This is a genomic window from Pseudomonas sp. NPDC086112 (assembly GCF_044746425.1).
Taxonomy (GTDB): domain Bacteria; phylum Pseudomonadota; class Gammaproteobacteria; order Pseudomonadales; family Pseudomonadaceae; genus Aquipseudomonas.
On record NZ_JBIVCD010000013.1, the window covers coordinates 134,418 to 149,389 of the forward strand.

Consider the following 14,972-nt stretch of genomic DNA (forward strand, 5'->3'; position numbering starts at 1 on the left):
CGCCGCCGGCACCTTCGGTGTGGTAGGTATGGATGGTGCGGCCCTTGAAGGCGGCGAGGGAAACCTACCACTTGCTGGGCCATTTCGTCGTCACCGAGGATCAATGCGTACAGCGCACCGCTCTTGTCGGCTTTCTTGAACTGGCTTTTGAAGCTTCCGGCGCCGGCATTGACTTGCAGACGCAGGTTGGGCAATTGATCACGAACACGCTCGCTCAGGGCCAAGCCGGCCAGCTCGGCGGCTTCACCGAAGGCGCAGAGGTAGACATCGACCTGACGGGAGATTTCTTCGGGAATCTGCTCCAGGGTTTCAAGCAGCAGCACCAGACGCTCGATGCCCATGGCGAAGCCAACGCCCGTGGTCGGCTTGCCGCCCATCTGCTCCACCAGACCGTCGTAGCGACCACCGGCACACACAGTGCCTTGGGCGCCCAACTTGTCGGTGACCCATTCGAAAACGGTCTTGCTGTAGTAATCCAGCCCGCGAACCAGCTTCGGGTTGATCACATAAGGAATGCCGGCGGCATCCAGGCGAGCCTTGAGGCCCTCGAAGTGCACGCGGGACTCTTCGTCGAGGTAGTCGGCCATCTTCGGCGCGTCGGCCAACGCCGCTTGAGTGTCGGGATTCTTGGTATCCAGAACCCGCAGCGGGTTGGTCTTCAGACGGCGCTGGCTGTCTTCGTCCAGTTGATCCAGGCGAGCGGACAGGTAGTCGACCAGTGCTTCACGATAACGACCACGGGACTCGCTGGTGCCCAGGCTGTTGAGTTCGAGCTTGACCGCATCACGGATACCCAGCTCGCCCCACAGGCGCCAGGTCAGCACGATCAGCTCGGCGTCGATGTCCGGACCGTCGAGGTTGAAGACTTCGCAACCGATCTGGTGGAACTGGCGATAACGACCTTTCTGTGGACGTTCGTGACGGAACATCGGGCCGATGTACCAGAGCTTCTGCACCTGACCGCCGCCGGTGATGCCGTGCTCGAGCACCGCACGCACGCAGGCCGCTGTGCCTTCAGGGCGCAGGGTCAGGGAATCGCCGTTGCGATCTTCGAAGGTGTACATCTCTTTTTCGACGATGTCGGTTACTTCACCAATGGAGCGCTTGAACAGCTCGGTGAACTCGACGATCGGCATGCGGATCTGCTTGTAACCGTAGTTATCCAGCAAACGCGAGACGGTGCCTTCGAAATGACGCCACAGGGGAGTCTGCTCGGGCAGGATGTCGTTCATGCCACGAATGGCTTGCAGAGACTTGCTCACTATAAATCCTTAAATTCGTTCGGCTCTTTAGTCAGGCTCAGCCGCGAGCGATTACCGCTGCGTCGGCTTCGACCTTTTCGGCCGCTTTCTGACGGATCAAGCGTTCAAGCTCATCCACCAGATTGTCATTAGTCAGTTTCTGCGCCGGCTTGCCGTCGATGTAAATCAGGTTTGGCGTGCCGCCGGTCAAGCCGATATGGGCTTCCTTGGCTTCGCCCGGTCCATTGACCACGCAACCGATTACCGCGACATCCAGCGGCACCAGCAGGTCTTCGAGGCGCCCTTCCAGCTCGTTCATGGTTTTGACCACATCGAAGTTCTGCCGCGAGCAGCTCGGGCAAGCGATGAAGTTAATGCCACGGGAACGCAGGTGCAGGGATTTGAGAATGTCGTAGCCGACTTTCACTTCCTCGACCGGGTCGGCCGCCAACGAGATGCGAATAGTATCGCCAATCCCTTCGGCGAGCAGCATACCGAGGCCCACGGCGGATTTCACTGTGCCTGAGCGCAAACCACCGGCTTCAGTGATGCCCAAGTGCAGCGGCTGAACGATTTCCTTGGCCAGCAAGCGGTAGGCGGCGACGGCCATGAACACGTCGGAGGCTTTCACGCTGACCTTGAAGTCCTGGAAATTCAGGCGTTCGAGGTGTTCGACGTGACGCAAGGCGGACTCGACCAGCGCAGCGGGCGTCGGCTCGCCATATTTCTTTTGCAGGTCTTTTTCCAGGGAACCGGCGTTGACGCCGATGCGGATCGGAATCCCGCGATCACGGGCGGCATCGACCACCGCACGCACGCGGTCTTCACGACCGATGTTGCCCGGGTTGATCCGCAGGCAATCCACGCCCAGTTCGGCGACGCGCAAAGCGATCTTGTAGTCGAAATGGATGTCGGCCACCAACGGCACTTTGACCAATTGCTTGATCTTGCCGAAGGCTTCTGCGGCGTCCATGTCCGGCACGGAAACCCGCACGATATCGACGCCAGCGGCTTCCAGACGATTGATCTGGGCCACGGTAGCGGCCACGTCATTGGTGTCGCTGTTGGTCATGCTCTGCACAGCGATAGGCGCATCGCCGCCCACGGGCACGTTGCCGACCCAGATCTTGCGGGATTCGCGACGTTTGATTGGAGATTCGCCGTGCATGACTATTGACCCAACTTCAGGCGAGCAGTCTCGCCACTGGTGAACGGAGCGACATCAACCACCTGCCCGTTGTAGCTGACCTGCGCACCACGGGCGAAGCCCAGACGCACGGAAAAGGGCGGCTTGCCGCTAACGGAAACATTTTCGCCTTTACGCTTCAGACCACTCAACAGCACCTTGCCGGTGCCATCGGTCACTTGCGTCCAGCAATCGGCGGTGAATTGCAGTTGAACCTGGCCTTGGCCGGCCACCGGAGCTGCCGGAGCTGCCGGAGCTGCCGGAGCTGGAGCCGAGGCGGTCGGAGCAATTGGAGCAGAGATAACCGGTGCCGGTACAGCGGGAACAGCCGGGGCCGGTGTCGCCGGTGTCGCGACAACCGGAGCAGTGCTGTGGGCCGCAGCCGCAGGCGCTACTGCTGAAGCGACTGGCGCTGGAACCGGTGCGCTCGTTTCGGCACTGACTGGCTCCTCGGTCGAAGTCTCGGCCTGAGGCAGCGCAAGCGGTGTTTCCCCTTCAGCCTGACCTTGTGCAACGGCCTGATCTTCCGGCTCGTCCAGTGGATGGATCTGGGTGGTGCCGTCAGCGCCTTCGACTTCAACGTGTTCCGGCGCCAGGCCAATCAGGTCTTTGGTACGCAGTGAAGTTTGATCCTGCCACCAGATAAAACCACCGCCAATCACCGCAAGCAGCAACAGCAGGCTGACAATTCGCAAAATAGTGTGGGAAACCCGAACCGGCTCTTCGATACGCCCCAGGCTGTGGACGTTGCTGCCATGGGAGTCGGTGCCGGTGGATTGGTCGAACTGCTGGACCAGAACGGTTTGGTCCATGCCGAGCAATTTGGCATACGCGCGAATATAGCCACGAGCAAAGGTGTGACCAGGCAGCTTGTCGAAAGCGCCGGCTTCCAGATTGCTCAGGGAATTGACGGTGAGGTTGAGCTTGAGGGCCACTTCGGCCAGCGACCAGCCATTGCTTTCGCGGGCCTGGCGCAAAGTCTCACCGGGGTTAACGCGATTCGCTGCTACAACTTCGGGATGCGCCGCTTTCATCATTGCTCCGACAGGTATTGCTGATATTCCGGCGTACCGGGATAGAGTCGTTTTAATTGCAGGCCGAAACTGGCGGCCTTGTCGCGATCTTCGAACACTTTTGCCAGCCGAACGCCGAGCAATAGACTACGTGCATTTTGCTCGGTAAGCAGGCTAAAACGGTCGTAATAGTCACGCGCGGGCACATAATGCCTGTCTTCGTAAGACAACTCAGCCATTTCCAGCAATGCACGTGGCTGTTGGCGATTCAGACGCAGGGCTTTTTCCAGTTGCTGGCGGGCCAGATCACGCTGGCCTAGCTTTGAAGCAGTCATGCCCAGGTTTTCGAAAACCCGTGAACGCTCAGGATACAAAGTATCGGCGGCGGCCTGTTCGAAGCGTTCATACGCTTCTTTGTAACGTTTCTCTTCGAAAAGAAAACTGCCGTAGTTGTTCAGGATTCGCGCATCGGCGGGACGAGAAGACAGCGCCTTGCGAAAATGCTGATCGGCCAGTTCCGGCTCCATCTCAGCCTGGAACACCAGCCCCAGGGCAGCATTGGCGTCAGGATCCGAGCTATCCAGATCCAAAGCCTTCTTCAACGGGACTTTGGCGCGCTCGGTCATGCCCTGTTGCAAATAACCCAAGCCCAGCTGCACGTAGGCAGCACGCGCTTCATCACGGCCCTTGCTGGTCTTCATCGGGTTGAAATCGCCCGACAGGACACAACCAGCACAGAGGCTGGCCAACAGCACAAGCAGCGCGAAGCGCAGGGACATAGAGATCCTCTCTTAATTATTGTTCGCGGCGTTCGTTGCGATATCGTTTTCGGCGCTCAACTCGCGCACGGCGATATAACGTTCGCTGCGACGGGTGCGATCCAGCACCTGCCCTACCAATTGGCCACACGCGGCATCGATGTCTTCACCGCGGGTGGTGCGTACGGTGACGTTGAAGCCTGCATGGTGAAGCTGATCCTGGAAACGACGAATCGCATTGTTGCTCGGACGCTCGTAACCGGAATGCGGGAACGGGTTGAACGGAATCAGGTTGATCTTGCACGGGATGTTCTTGAGTAGCTCAATCATCTCAACGGCGTGTTCAACCTTGTCGTTGATGTCCTTGAGCAAGGTGTACTCGATGGTCAGCACGCGCTTTTCGCCCAGGGACGACATGTAGCGCTGGCACGACTCGAGCAGCATCTTAAGCGGATATTTCTTGTTGATCGGCACCAATTGGTTACGCAATGCGTCATTCGGTGCGTGCAGCGACAACGCCAGGGACACGTCGATGTGCTTGGACAGCTCATCGATCATCGGCACCACACCCGAAGTCGACAGGGTCACACGGCGCTTGGATATCCCGTAGCCCAGGTCATCCATCATCAGATGCATGGCGGCCACGACGTTGTCGAAGTTCAGCAGCGGCTCACCCATGCCCATCATCACCACGTTGGTGATGGCACGGTCGGCGGTCGCCGGGATGCTGCCGAACGATTTATTGGCAATCCACACCTGACCGATCACTTCGGCGGCGGTGAGGTTGCTGTTGAAACCTTGCTTGCCGGTGGAGCAGAAACTGCAATCCAGGGCACAGCCTGCCTGGGACGAAACGCACAGAGTGCCGCGTTTGCCCTGGGGAATGTACACGGTCTCGACGCAGCTACCGGACGCCACGCGTACTACCCATTTACGGGTGCCATCGGTGGAGATGTCCTCGCTGACCACTTCGGGGCCGCGGACTTCAGCAATGGCCTTGAGCTTGTCGCGCAAGGCCTTGCTGACGTTCGTCATGGCGTCGAAATCATCAACGCCAAGGTGGTGAATCCATTTCATTACCTGACCGGCACGGAAACGCTTCTCCCCGATTGAGTCGAAGAATTTTTCCATTTCCTGTTGAGTCAGACCCAGCAGGTTGGTTTTTACAGTCGATGTAGTCATGGATTCACCTTCACTCTTAAGCCAATGCTTAGCGAGTGGTTACTTCAGTAGCTGCGAAGAAGTACGAGATTTCGCGAGCAGCAGCGGCTTCGGAGTCCGAACCGTGTACAGCGTTGGCGTCGATGGAATCAGCGAAGTCAGCACGGATGGTGCCGGCAGCAGCTTCTTTAGGGTTGGTAGCGCCCATCAGCTCACGGTTCAGAGCGATAGCGTTTTCGCCTTCCAGAACCTGAACGACAACCGGACCGGAGATCATGAAAGCAACCAGGTCGTTGAAGAAACCACGAGCGCTGTGCTCAGCGTAGAAGCCTTCAGCTTCAGCTTTGGACAGTTGCTTCAGTTTCGAAGCTACAACGCGCAGGCCAGCTTTTTCGAAACGAGTGGTGATCTCGCCGATAACGTTTTTTGCAACAGCGTCAGGCTTGATGATGGAGAAAGTACGTTGAACAGCCATGGTGTAACTCCAGAAACGGTAATTTGCGAAAAATTAAACCCGCGAATTATACGCGGGTTCTTTGGTATTGCCTAACGACGTACGGTGCAGAATCAGTCTGCTTCTTCGATCCAGGCGGCCTGAATGGCTTCAAGCACCTTCTCGCCACCGCGGGTCGGATCATCACTGAACTCCGGCAATGCCAGCACCCATTGGTGCAGATCGACGAAGTTCACATAACGCGGATCCACTTCCGGCCTGGACTCAGCCAGCTGGATCGCGATTTCAAGCACATCAACCCATTTCAGACTCATGTCGGTTCCTTGAATCAGTGCGGCGCTTCGGCTGCATGGTTGAGCGAATATTTCGGAATCTCGATGGTCAGGTCTTCTGTCCCGACGATCGCCTGACAGGCTAGACGAGATTGCGCTTCCAGACCCCATGCCCGATCAAGAAAGTCTTCTTCCAGCTCATCGGCCTCTTCCAGCGAATCGAAACCTTCGCGAACGATGCAGTGACAAGTGGTGCAGGCGCAGACGCCGCCACAGGCGCTTTCCATCTCGATATGATGTTCATGGGCCAGTTCGAGAATGGAAATACCAGGCTCAGCCTCTACAACCATGCCTTCCGGGCAGAACTTCTCGTGTGGCAGAAAAATGACCTGCGGCATCAGTTATCCTCGATTTCATTCAGGTTGCGCCCCGCCAGAGCGGCTTTCACCGTAGAGTCCAGGCGGCGGGCAGCAAAGGCATCGGTCACTTGCGACAGACGCTTGGTCTGCTGCTCGATGGCGTAACCATCGGTGCCTTTCATCAATTCGGTCAGTTCCTGCATCTGCAATTCGATGACCATGCGCTCTTCGGCGTCGAGCAGGCGTTCGCCGTCAACTTCCAGAGCGCCCTGCACCGCCTCGATCAGGCGCTGGGCATCGACCTGCTGCTCACGCAATACCCGAGCGACCTTGTCATCGTTGGCGTGCTGGAACGAATCCTTGAGCATTTTGGCAATTTCGCCGTCGGTCAGGCCGTAGGACGGTTTGACCTGGATGCTGGCTTCGACGCCCGAACCCAATTCGCGGGCCGAGACACTGAGCAGACCGTCGGCGTCGACCTGGAAGGTCACGCGAATCTTCGCCGCACCGGCCACCATCGCCGGAATACCGCGCAATTCGAAACGGGCCAGGGAGCGGCAATCGCTGATCAGCTCGCGCTCACCCTGCAATACGTGGATAGCCATGGCCGACTGGCCATCTTTATACGTGGTGAAGTCCTGGGCCCGGGCGACGGGGATGGTGGTGTTGCGCGGAATCACCTTCTCCATCAGACCGCCCATGGTTTCCAGCCCCAGGGACAACGGAATCACGTCGAGCAACAGCAGTTCGCCGCCGTCACGCTTGTTGCCGGCCAGGGTATCGGCCTGAATCGCGGCACCGATGGCCACGACTTGATCCGGATCGATTTCGGTCAACGGCTCGCGACCGAAGGCCTGCGCAACAGCTTCGCGGACGCGAGGCACACGCGTCGAGCCGCCGACCATGACCACAGCGTGTACGTCTTCCAGCTCGATACCGGAATCACGCACCGCGCGACGGCAGGCTTTCAGGCTGCGAGCGACCATCGGCTCGATCAGCGCATTGAAGGCGTCACGGGTCAGCTCGGCCTTCCAGTCGCCATAAGCAACTTCGATGGACGAGCAATTGGTCAAGGCTTCTTTGGCTGCACACGCGATTTGCAGCAGATGGCGCTGCGTACCCGGATCGAGGTCGGCCGACAGACCGGCGCTCTCGATGATCCAGCCAGCAATAGCATGGTCAAAGTCATCGCCACCCAGGGCGCTGTCGCCGCCGGTGGCCAGCACTTCGAACACACCGCCGGTCAGGCGCAAAATCGAAATATCGAAGGTACCGCCGCCCAGGTCATAAATCGCGACCAGGCCTTCGGCGTGCTGATCCAGACCGTAAGCGACGGCGGCGGCGGTTGGCTCATTGAGCAAACGCAGCACGTTCAGGCCGGCCAGCTTGGCCGCATCCTTGGTGGCTTGACGCTGAGCATCATCGAAATAAGCCGGAACGGTGATCACCGCGCCAACCAACTCGCCACCCAAGGTCGCTTCAGCGCGCTGACGCAGTACCTTGAGGATATCGGCGGAAACTTCGACCGGGCTTTTCGGACCTTGCACCGTGTCGATGAACGGCATGTGCGACTCGCCATCGACAAAACGGTACGGCAGTTGATCGCCCAATTGCTTGACGTCGGACAGACCACGACCCATCAAGCGCTTGACCGACATCACCGTGTTCAAAGGATCGGACGCAGCGGCCAGTTTGGCCGACTCGCCGACTTCGACGCGATCGGCGTGATAGCGCACGGCAGACGGCAGGATGACCTGCCCTTGCGCGTCGGCCAGAGGCTCGGAAAGACCACTGCGCAACGCAGCGACCAGCGAATTGGTAGTGCCCAAGTCGATCCCCACAGCCAGACGACGCTGGTGCGGTTGAGGACTTTGGCCGGGTTCGGCGATCTGCAGTAGGGCCATCGTCATCAGTAATTATCTGGAGATCAGGCGTGCGACCGGAGCGGCACTGGGTTAATCGTCGAGGCGCTCTTCTAACTGGCGCACTTCGTAGGTGAGCTTGTCGAGAAACTGCATGCGCCGCATCAGGCGTTCGGCCCGTTCACGTTGCGCTGCATCATCCCAACAGGCTGCGAAGCTTTCGTTCAGTTCATCCTGCGCGATCTTCAAGCGGCGCTTGAACACGGCAATGCCGGCCAGATCGGCGCTGTCTTGCAGGTCTTCGAGTTCTTCACGCAATTCCATCTGCTGCAGAAGAAACTCCGGATCATGCACCGTGACCTCCAGCGGCAACTCGCCACCACTCAACGCAAGCAAGTATCGCGCGCGTTTTGGGGGGCTTTTGAGCGTCTGGTAGGCCTCGTTGAGGCTCGCGGATTGCTCGAGCGCCAGCCGCTGCTCACGCTCGGAAGCGTCGGCAAAGCGGTCCGGATGAACACCGCGCGCCAACTCACGGTAGCGCGTGGCCAACTGATCGAGATCCAGACGGAAGCTCGGTTTCAGCTCAAATAAAGCGAAATGACAAGGAGTACCCACAAGCAGCCTCAGATGTTGAAGCTTTCGCCGCAGCCACATTCACCGCGAACGTTGGGATTGTTGAACTTGAAGCCTTCGTTCAACCCTTCCTTGACGAAATCGAGTTCGGTGCCGTCCAGGTAAGCGAGGCTTTTCGGGTCGATGATCACTTTCTCGCCGTGACTTTCGAACACCTGATCCTCTGCCACCACCTCGTCGACAAACTCCAGCACGTAGGCAAGGCCGGAACAGCCTGTGGTGCGAACACCCAGACGAATCCCTTCACCTTTGCCGCGCCCGTTGAGGGAGCGTCGCACGTGTTGAGCAGCCGCTTCTGTCATGCTGATAGCCATCGGTGACTCCTTACTCGTCGCCAAATCTTGAAAGTCAGATCAAGCCTTTCTTCTGCTTGTAGTCGCGAACGGCCGCTTTGATAGCGTCTTCAGCAAGTACGGAGCAGTGAATTTTCACTGGCGGCAGCGCCAGTTCTTCGGCCAGCTGAGTGTTCTTGATGGTCTCTGCTTCATCCAGAGTCTTGCCTTTCATCCACTCGGTCGCCAGGGAGCTGGAGGCGATCGCCGAACCGCAACCGTAAGTCTTGAACTTGGCGTCTTCGATGATGCCTTGTTCGTTGACCTTGATCTGCAGGCGCATCACGTCGCCGCACGCCGGAGCGCCGACCATGCCGGTGCCGACATCAGGATCTTCCGCGTCCATCTTGCCGACGTTGCGCGGGTTCTCGTAGTGGTCGATGACCTTTTCGCTGTAAGCCATGATTCTTAATCCTCACTCATCAGGAGTCGCTCTTGAAGCCCTGCCAATCGTGGATTAGCAGAGCCCGGTTGCGGCGACTTGAATATCAGTGCGCCGCCCACTCGATTTTCGAAATGTCGACGCCATCTTTGTACATGTCCCACAGCGGCGAGAGAGTGCGCAGCTTGGTAACGGCCTCGCAGACTTTCTGCGCGGCGTAGTCGATTTCTTCTTCGGTGGTGAAACGGCCGAAGGTGAAGCGAATCGAGCTGTGTGCCAGTTCGTCGTTGCGGCCCAGGGCGCGCAGTACGTACGAAGGCTCAAGCGACGCCGAGGTGCAGGCCGAACCGGACGAAACCGCCAGATCCTTGAGCGCCATGATCAGCGATTCGCCTTCAACGTAGTTGAAGCTCAGGTTCAGGTTGTGCGGTACGCGGGCGGTCATGCTGCCGTTGACGTACAGCTCTTCCAGGCCTTCGACCTGCTTGAAGAAGCGGTCGCTCAGGGCTTTGATACGGACGTTCTCGGCGGCCATGTCTTCCTTGGCCACACGGAAAGCTTCGCCCATGCCAACGATCTGGTGGGTCGCCAGGGTGCCGGAACGCATGCCGCGCTCGTGACCGCCGCCGTGCATGGTCGCTTCGATGCGAACACGCGGCTTGCGGCTGACGTACAGCGCGCCGATGCCTTTAGGGCCGTAGGTTTTGTGGGCAGAGAACGACATCATGTCGACTTTCAGTTTCGACAGGTCGATCTCGACCTTGCCGGTGGACTGAGCGGCGTCGACGTGGAACAGGATCCCCTTGGAGCGGGTCAGTTCGCCGATGGCAGCGATGTCGTTGATGGTGCCGATTTCGTTGTTCACGTGCATGATCGACACCAGGATAGTGTCGTCGCGCAGGGCAGCTTCGACCATCTCTGGAGTGACCAGACCATCTTCGCGAGGATCGAGGTAGGTCACTTCGAAACCTTCACGTTCCAGTTGGCGCATGGTGTCGAGGACAGCCTTGTGCTCAATCTTGGTGGTGATCAGGTGCTTGCCTTTGGTGGCGTAGAAATGCGCCGCCCCCTTGATTGCCAGGTTGTCGGACTCGGTGGCACCGGAGGTCCAGACGATTTCACGCGGGTCGGCGTTAACCAGGTCAGCGACCTGACGGCGAGCGTTCTCGACGGACTCTTCAGCTTTCCAGCCGAACACGTGGGAACGGGACGCCGGGTTACCGAAGTTTCCGTCGACCAGCAGGCATTCACTCATCTTTTGCGCGACACGTGGATCAACCGGGGTCGTCGCAGAGTAATCAAGGTAAATCGGCAATTTCATGGACTATCTCCTAAATCAGGCTGGCTGGCGTGCCGCTAGCTCTTTGGCTGTCATTCGACGGCGGACGCTTCAATCTTGTCCAGGCGTGGCGCCTTGCTGTTGCAACGACGCTGGTCCTGACGCTGGGCTACTTCTTGCACCTCACGGCGAGTTACAAGGTCAGCCAAGCTGATACCGCTCAGAAATTCGTGAATCTGCAGACTCAGATCGCACCACAAGTGGTGGGTCAGACAGGTGTCGCCTTGATGGCAATCACCTTGGCCCTGGCATTTGGTTGCATCGACCGATTCGTTGACCGCATCGATCACCTGGGCGACCTGGATGCCCTGCATGTCTCGGGACAGCTGGTAACCACCGCCTGGACCGCGAACACTGGACACCAGATTGCTGCGGCGCAATTTGGCAAAAAGCTGCTCGAGGTAGGACAGGGAGATACCTTGGCGCTCGGAGATATCGGCCAGGGACACCGGCCCGTGCTGCGCATGCAACGCCAGGTCAAGCATGGCGGTCACGGCGTATCGGCCTTTTGTAGTCAGTCGCATGGACAATTACCACGGAATTCGGAATGGGGCGAGTATGCAATTCCCGAGTATTTAAGTCAACTATAAGACCTAGTGCTTTACTCAGGTTTACCCGCAAAAGAGCGCGCGTATCATAGCAAAGGCTGGCGGCGTACAGCCAGCAATTGCGCGTTATCGTTCTTCGCGGGCAAGCCTCGCTCCTACAGAGGCAGCGCGACTCATGTAGGAGCGAGGCTTGCCCGCGAAGAAACTGACACGGTTTAGCCGGCCTGACTCTGATCCTTGTCCTTCACACAGGCAAAGTCTTCTTCGCGCAGCTCAGGCAGATCTTTCGCACAGTAATTGCTACCCAGGTCCTTCAGCGCCCCACACATCCCTTCAAGTCGACCATCTACAGCCTGCAGATGATCGAGCAACTGGTTAATAGCTCGAGCCACCGGGTCCGGCATGTCTTCGCCGACACCGTAGGCGTCGAAACCGATCTTCTCGGCCATGGCCTTGCGCTTGGCGTCCTGCTCTTCATCGGACTTGACGATGATCCGCCCCGGAATCCCAACCACTGTCGCCCCGGGCGGCACCGCCTTGGTGACCACGGCATTGGAACCCACCTTGGCCCCGGCACCCACCGTAAACGGGCCGAGCACCTTGGCACCCGCCCCAACTACCACGCCATCTTCCAGAGTCGGGTGACGCTTGCCCTTGTTCCAGCTGGTGCCGCCAAGGGTCACGCCTTGATACAGGGTGACATCGTTGCCGATCTCGGCAGTCTCACCGATAACGATGCCCATGCCGTGGTCAATAAAGAAACGACGACCGACCTTGGCACCCGGATGAATCTCGATCCCGGTCAACCAGCGACCGAAGTTCGACACCAGACGCGCCAGCCATTTCCAGCCCATGCCCCACAACACTGACGACAGGCGATGGATCCAGATGGCGTGCATGCCCGGATAGCACGTCAGAACCTCAAAAGCATTACGCGCCGCCGGGTCACGATGGAAAACACTTTGGATATCTTCACGCAAACGCTCGAACATCATTAATCCTTCCGCTTTAGAAGCTCGCCACGGGCCGCTTTCTGGGTTTCCGTGAGGATGCCACGCAATATATTCATTTCCGCCCGGCTGACCGAGCTGCGTCCGTACAACCGGCGCAGGCGCGCCATCAAGTGCCGTGGTTTTTCCGGATCTAGGAATTCGATGGCCACCAGGGTTTGCTCCAGGTGCTCATAGAATCGCTCCAGCTCATCCATGGTCGCCAGCTCACCACTCTTGGTGGACGCCACTTCTTCCTTCTCGACCTTGCTCGGCTGACCTTGAGCCGCCAGCCAGGACATGCGCACTTCATAGCTCAACACCTGCACCGCCGCCCCAAGGTTCAGCGAACTGAACTCAGGGTCTGATGGGATGTGCACGTGATAATGACATCGCTGCAGCTCTTCATTGGTCAGGCCGGAATCTTCACGACCGAACACCAACGCGATCTCGGCGCCCTGCCCCGCCTCCTCTACCACCTTCACACCGCATTCGCGGGGATCGAGCAATGGCCAGGGAATGCGACGATCACGAGCACTCGTACCGAGCACCAGATTGCAGCCGACCAAGGCATCTTCCAGAGTGGCGACGACTTGCGCGTTTTCAAGGATATCCCCGGCACCAGACGCACGCGCATCGGCCTCGTGATGCGGGAACAACCGCGGTTCGACCAGCACCAGCCGCGACAGGCCCATGTTCTTCATGGCACGCGCAGCCCCACCAATATTGCCGGGGTGACTGGTATTGACCAGGACGACACGAATGTTTTGCAGCAAGGGAGACGCTCTCGAACACTTTAATAGGGAGCAGAATCTTACAGCTCAACCTACCGTTAAGCTATGAAAGCGAACACCGACCTTCACCTGTAGAAACTTTCTGATAGAATGCCCGGCTTTCTTTAACAACCTTAGGTGACACATCCATGCAGCCCATGCTGAATATCGCGCTGCGCGCCGCCCGCAGCGCCAGTGAATTGATTTTCCGCTCCATCGAGCGCCTGGATACCATCAAGGTCGACGAAAAAGACGCCAAGGATTACGTATCCGAGGTGGATCGCGCCGCCGAACAGAAAATCATCGATGCGCTGCGCAAGGCCTACCCGAATCACTCGATCATGGGTGAAGAAACCGGCATGCACGCCGGTAGCGGCATCGAAGGCGAAGAGTACCTGTGGATCATTGATCCACTGGATGGCACCACCAACTTCCTGCGCGGCATTCCTCACTTCGCTGTCAGCATTGCCTGCAAATACCGCGGCCGCCTGGAGCACGCTGTTGTTCTGGACCCGGTTCGCCAGGAAGAATTCACCGCCAGCCGTGGTCGCGGCGCCCAACTGAACGGTCGTCGCCTACGCGTCAGCGGTCGCACCAGCCTGGACGGCGCCCTGCTGGGTACCGGCTTCCCGTTCCGTGACGACCAGATGGACAACCTCGACAACTACCTAGGCATGTTCCGCGCCCTGGTTGGCCAGACCGCCGGCATCCGCCGTGCTGGCGCAGCGAGTCTGGACCTGGCCTATGTGGCCGCCGGCCGTTTCGATGCGTTCTGGGAGTCAGGCCTGTCCGAGTGGGACATGGCTGCAGGCGCCCTGCTGATCCAGGAAGCCGGCGGCTTGGTGAGCGACTTCACCGGCGGTCACGACTTCCTTGAGAAAGGCCACATCGTCGCCGGCAACACCAAGTGCTTCAAGGCAGTACTGACGGCGATCCAGCCGCACCTGCCAGCTTCGCTGAAGCGCTAAGCGCTAAGCGCCCACGCTCAAAAAGCCGCAGCACTTCAATCAAACGCCCCGACTTGTTCGGGGCGTTTGCTTTTGTGCGGAAAAAGTCTTCCACCTTAACGCCACGACCCGCGTGGAAGCGGGCTTGCTCGCGAAGACGACGTACCAGGCAACATCAATGTCGATCGACACACCCTCTTCGCGGGCACGCCTCGCTCCTACAGGTTCCGCACCATAACGAAAAATGCCCCGTATCTTTCGATACGAGGCATTTTCTTGAAGAGCCAGCCTGAACAGGCTGACTCTTGCGCATCGGAAGCTGGACTTAAGCCAGTTTTTCCTTGATGCGAGCTGCTTTACCGGACAGGTCACGCAGGTAGTACAGCTTGGCTTTACGCACGTCACCGCGACGCTTAACGGCCATGCTGTCGATTTGCGGGCTGTAGGTCTGGAAAGTACGCTCTACGCCAACACCGTTGGAGATTTTACGAACGGTGAAAGCACTGTTTACGCCGCGGTTACGCTTGGCGATAACTACGCCTTCGAACGCTTGCAGACGCGAACGATCGCCTTCCTTCACTTTCACCTGAACGACAATGGTGTCGCCCGGGGCAAAGGTAGGGATCTCTTTGGTCATCTTCGCTGCTTCGAGTGCAAGGATGATTTTGTTATTCATGCTGTGCTCCGAAGGTAAATCGTCTGATCTACCATCGATACGTTGTT

18 protein-coding genes are annotated in these 14,972 nt (G+C 58.4%); 1 reads left to right on the forward strand and 17 read right to left on the reverse strand.

What is annotated here, in order from left to right; all coding sequences use genetic code 11:
- From hisS to trmJ, 16 genes are all read right to left on the reverse strand, one after another.
- A partial coding sequence (gene hisS, locus ACIPLA_RS12440) for a histidine--tRNA ligase (RefSeq protein WP_401173285.1) occupies positions 1 to 1,262 on the reverse strand: 1,262 nt, incomplete at its 3' end.
- A gap of 37 nt (positions 1,263 to 1,299) precedes the next feature.
- Positions 1,300 to 2,409, reverse strand: coding sequence for a flavodoxin-dependent (E)-4-hydroxy-3-methylbut-2-enyl-diphosphate synthase (gene ispG / locus ACIPLA_RS12445; RefSeq protein WP_008070966.1), 1,110 nt, complete (start codon positions 2,407 to 2,409; stop codon positions 1,300 to 1,302).
- 2 nt (positions 2,410 to 2,411) lie between these two features.
- Positions 2,412 to 3,461: a RodZ domain-containing protein gene (locus ACIPLA_RS12450; RefSeq protein ID WP_401173286.1), complete on the reverse strand. Its 1,050-nt coding sequence runs from the start codon at positions 3,459 to 3,461 to the stop codon at positions 2,412 to 2,414.
- The gene (gene pilW, locus ACIPLA_RS12455) at positions 3,461 to 4,219 is read right to left on the reverse strand and encodes a type IV pilus biogenesis/stability protein PilW (RefSeq protein WP_007903601.1); all 759 of its coding nucleotides are present in this window, start codon (positions 4,217 to 4,219) and stop codon (positions 3,461 to 3,463) included. The genes ACIPLA_RS12450 and pilW overlap by 1 nt, the downstream gene beginning before the upstream one ends.
- 12 nt (positions 4,220 to 4,231) lie before the next feature.
- A complete protein-coding gene (gene rlmN, locus ACIPLA_RS12460) occupies positions 4,232 to 5,380 on the reverse strand; it encodes a 23S rRNA (adenine(2503)-C(2))-methyltransferase RlmN (protein ID WP_007903600.1) in 1,149 nt (382 codons plus the stop codon).
- Between the two features lie 28 nt (positions 5,381 to 5,408).
- The gene (gene ndk, locus ACIPLA_RS12465; RefSeq protein WP_007903599.1) at positions 5,409 to 5,834 is read right to left on the reverse strand and encodes a nucleoside-diphosphate kinase; all 426 of its coding nucleotides are present in this window, start codon (positions 5,832 to 5,834) and stop codon (positions 5,409 to 5,411) included.
- A gap of 92 nt (positions 5,835 to 5,926) precedes the next feature.
- The gene (gene iscX / locus ACIPLA_RS12470; RefSeq protein ID WP_007903597.1) at positions 5,927 to 6,127 is read right to left on the reverse strand and encodes a Fe-S cluster assembly protein IscX; all 201 of its coding nucleotides are present in this window, start codon (positions 6,125 to 6,127) and stop codon (positions 5,927 to 5,929) included.
- Between the two features lie 14 nt (positions 6,128 to 6,141).
- Entirely contained in the window at positions 6,142 to 6,483 is a 342-nt protein-coding gene (gene fdx / locus ACIPLA_RS12475) for an ISC system 2Fe-2S type ferredoxin (protein WP_007903596.1), read from the reverse strand.
- Entirely contained in the window at positions 6,483 to 8,348 is a 1,866-nt protein-coding gene (hscA, locus tag ACIPLA_RS12480; RefSeq protein WP_401173298.1) for a Fe-S protein assembly chaperone HscA, read from the reverse strand. The genes fdx and hscA overlap by 1 nt, the downstream gene beginning before the upstream one ends.
- A gap of 51 nt (positions 8,349 to 8,399) precedes the next feature.
- On the reverse strand, positions 8,400 to 8,921 hold the full coding sequence (gene hscB, locus ACIPLA_RS12485; RefSeq protein WP_095632456.1) for a co-chaperone HscB: 522 nt from the start codon (positions 8,919 to 8,921) through the stop codon (positions 8,400 to 8,402).
- An 8-nt stretch (positions 8,922 to 8,929) separates the two neighbouring features.
- On the reverse strand, positions 8,930 to 9,253 hold the full coding sequence (iscA, locus tag ACIPLA_RS12490) for an iron-sulfur cluster assembly protein IscA (RefSeq protein WP_007903589.1): 324 nt from the start codon (positions 9,251 to 9,253) through the stop codon (positions 8,930 to 8,932).
- A 34-nt stretch (positions 9,254 to 9,287) separates the two neighbouring features.
- A complete protein-coding gene (iscU, locus tag ACIPLA_RS12495) occupies positions 9,288 to 9,674 on the reverse strand; it encodes a Fe-S cluster assembly scaffold IscU (protein ID WP_003443374.1) in 387 nt (128 codons plus the stop codon).
- Between the two features lie 85 nt (positions 9,675 to 9,759).
- Complete coding sequence (locus ACIPLA_RS12500; protein ID WP_123494405.1) at positions 9,760 to 10,974, reverse strand: IscS subfamily cysteine desulfurase; 1,215 nt, start codon at positions 10,972 to 10,974, stop codon at positions 9,760 to 9,762.
- A gap of 50 nt (positions 10,975 to 11,024) precedes the next feature.
- Positions 11,025 to 11,516: a Fe-S cluster assembly transcriptional regulator IscR gene (gene iscR, locus ACIPLA_RS12505; RefSeq protein WP_007903581.1), complete on the reverse strand. Its 492-nt coding sequence runs from the start codon at positions 11,514 to 11,516 to the stop codon at positions 11,025 to 11,027.
- Positions 11,517 to 11,755: 239 nt separating this feature from the next.
- Positions 11,756 to 12,532 (reverse strand): serine O-acetyltransferase, encoded by a 777-nt coding sequence (gene cysE / locus ACIPLA_RS12510; RefSeq protein ID WP_401173290.1) that lies wholly within the window; start codon positions 12,530 to 12,532, stop codon positions 11,756 to 11,758.
- A gap of 2 nt (positions 12,533 to 12,534) precedes the next feature.
- Positions 12,535 to 13,305: a tRNA (cytosine(32)/uridine(32)-2'-O)-methyltransferase TrmJ gene (gene trmJ / locus ACIPLA_RS12515; protein ID WP_105340219.1), complete on the reverse strand. Its 771-nt coding sequence runs from the start codon at positions 13,303 to 13,305 to the stop codon at positions 12,535 to 12,537.
- A gap of 146 nt (positions 13,306 to 13,451) precedes the next feature.
- Here trmJ and suhB point away from each other — a divergent pair, with 146 nt between their 5' ends.
- Positions 13,452 to 14,270, forward strand: a complete 819-nt coding sequence (gene suhB / locus ACIPLA_RS12520) for an inositol-phosphate phosphatase (RefSeq protein WP_038981724.1) — start codon at positions 13,452 to 13,454, stop codon at positions 14,268 to 14,270.
- A 304-nt stretch (positions 14,271 to 14,574) separates the two neighbouring features.
- On the opposite strand, the gene rplS is transcribed toward suhB, so the two are convergent.
- Positions 14,575 to 14,925, reverse strand: a complete 351-nt coding sequence (gene rplS / locus ACIPLA_RS12525) for a 50S ribosomal protein L19 (protein WP_401173292.1) — start codon at positions 14,923 to 14,925, stop codon at positions 14,575 to 14,577.
- Positions 14,926 to 14,972: the final 47 nt, after the last annotated feature.

Coding starts and splice junctions, on each gene's coding strand:
- ispG (WP_008070966.1), bottom strand. CDS start 2,409: ATGCACGGCGAATCTCCAATCAAACGTCGCGAATCCCGCAAGATCTGG.
- ACIPLA_RS12450 (WP_401173286.1), bottom strand. CDS start 3,461: ATGAAAGCGGCGCATCCCGAAGTTGTAGCAGCGAATCGCGTTAACCCC.
- pilW (WP_007903601.1), bottom strand. CDS start 4,219: ATGTCCCTGCGCTTCGCGCTGCTTGTGCTGTTGGCCAGCCTCTGTGCT.
- rlmN (WP_007903600.1), bottom strand. CDS start 5,380: ATGACTACATCGACTGTAAAAACCAACCTGCTGGGTCTGACTCAACAG.
- ndk (WP_007903599.1), bottom strand. CDS start 5,834: ATGGCTGTTCAACGTACTTTCTCCATCATCAAGCCTGACGCTGTTGCA.
- iscX (WP_007903597.1), bottom strand. CDS start 6,127: ATGAGTCTGAAATGGGTTGATGTGCTTGAAATCGCGATCCAGCTGGCT.
- fdx (WP_007903596.1), bottom strand. CDS start 6,483: ATGCCGCAGGTCATTTTTCTGCCACACGAGAAGTTCTGCCCGGAAGGC.
- hscA (WP_401173298.1), bottom strand. CDS start 8,348: ATGGCCCTACTGCAGATCGCCGAACCCGGCCAAAGTCCTCAACCGCAC.
- iscA (WP_007903589.1), bottom strand. CDS start 9,253: ATGGCTATCAGCATGACAGAAGCGGCTGCTCAACACGTGCGACGCTCC.
- iscU (WP_003443374.1), bottom strand. CDS start 9,674: ATGGCTTACAGCGAAAAGGTCATCGACCACTACGAGAACCCGCGCAAC.
- ACIPLA_RS12500 (WP_123494405.1), bottom strand. CDS start 10,974: ATGAAATTGCCGATTTACCTTGATTACTCTGCGACGACCCCGGTTGAT.
- iscR (WP_007903581.1), bottom strand. CDS start 11,516: ATGCGACTGACTACAAAAGGCCGATACGCCGTGACCGCCATGCTTGAC.
- cysE (WP_401173290.1), bottom strand. CDS start 12,532: ATGTTCGAGCGTTTGCGTGAAGATATCCAAAGTGTTTTCCATCGTGAC.
- suhB (WP_038981724.1), top strand. CDS start 13,452: ATGCAGCCCATGCTGAATATCGCGCTGCGCGCCGCCCGCAGCGCCAGT.
- rplS (WP_401173292.1), bottom strand. CDS start 14,925: ATGAATAACAAAATCATCCTTGCACTCGAAGCAGCGAAGATGACCAAA.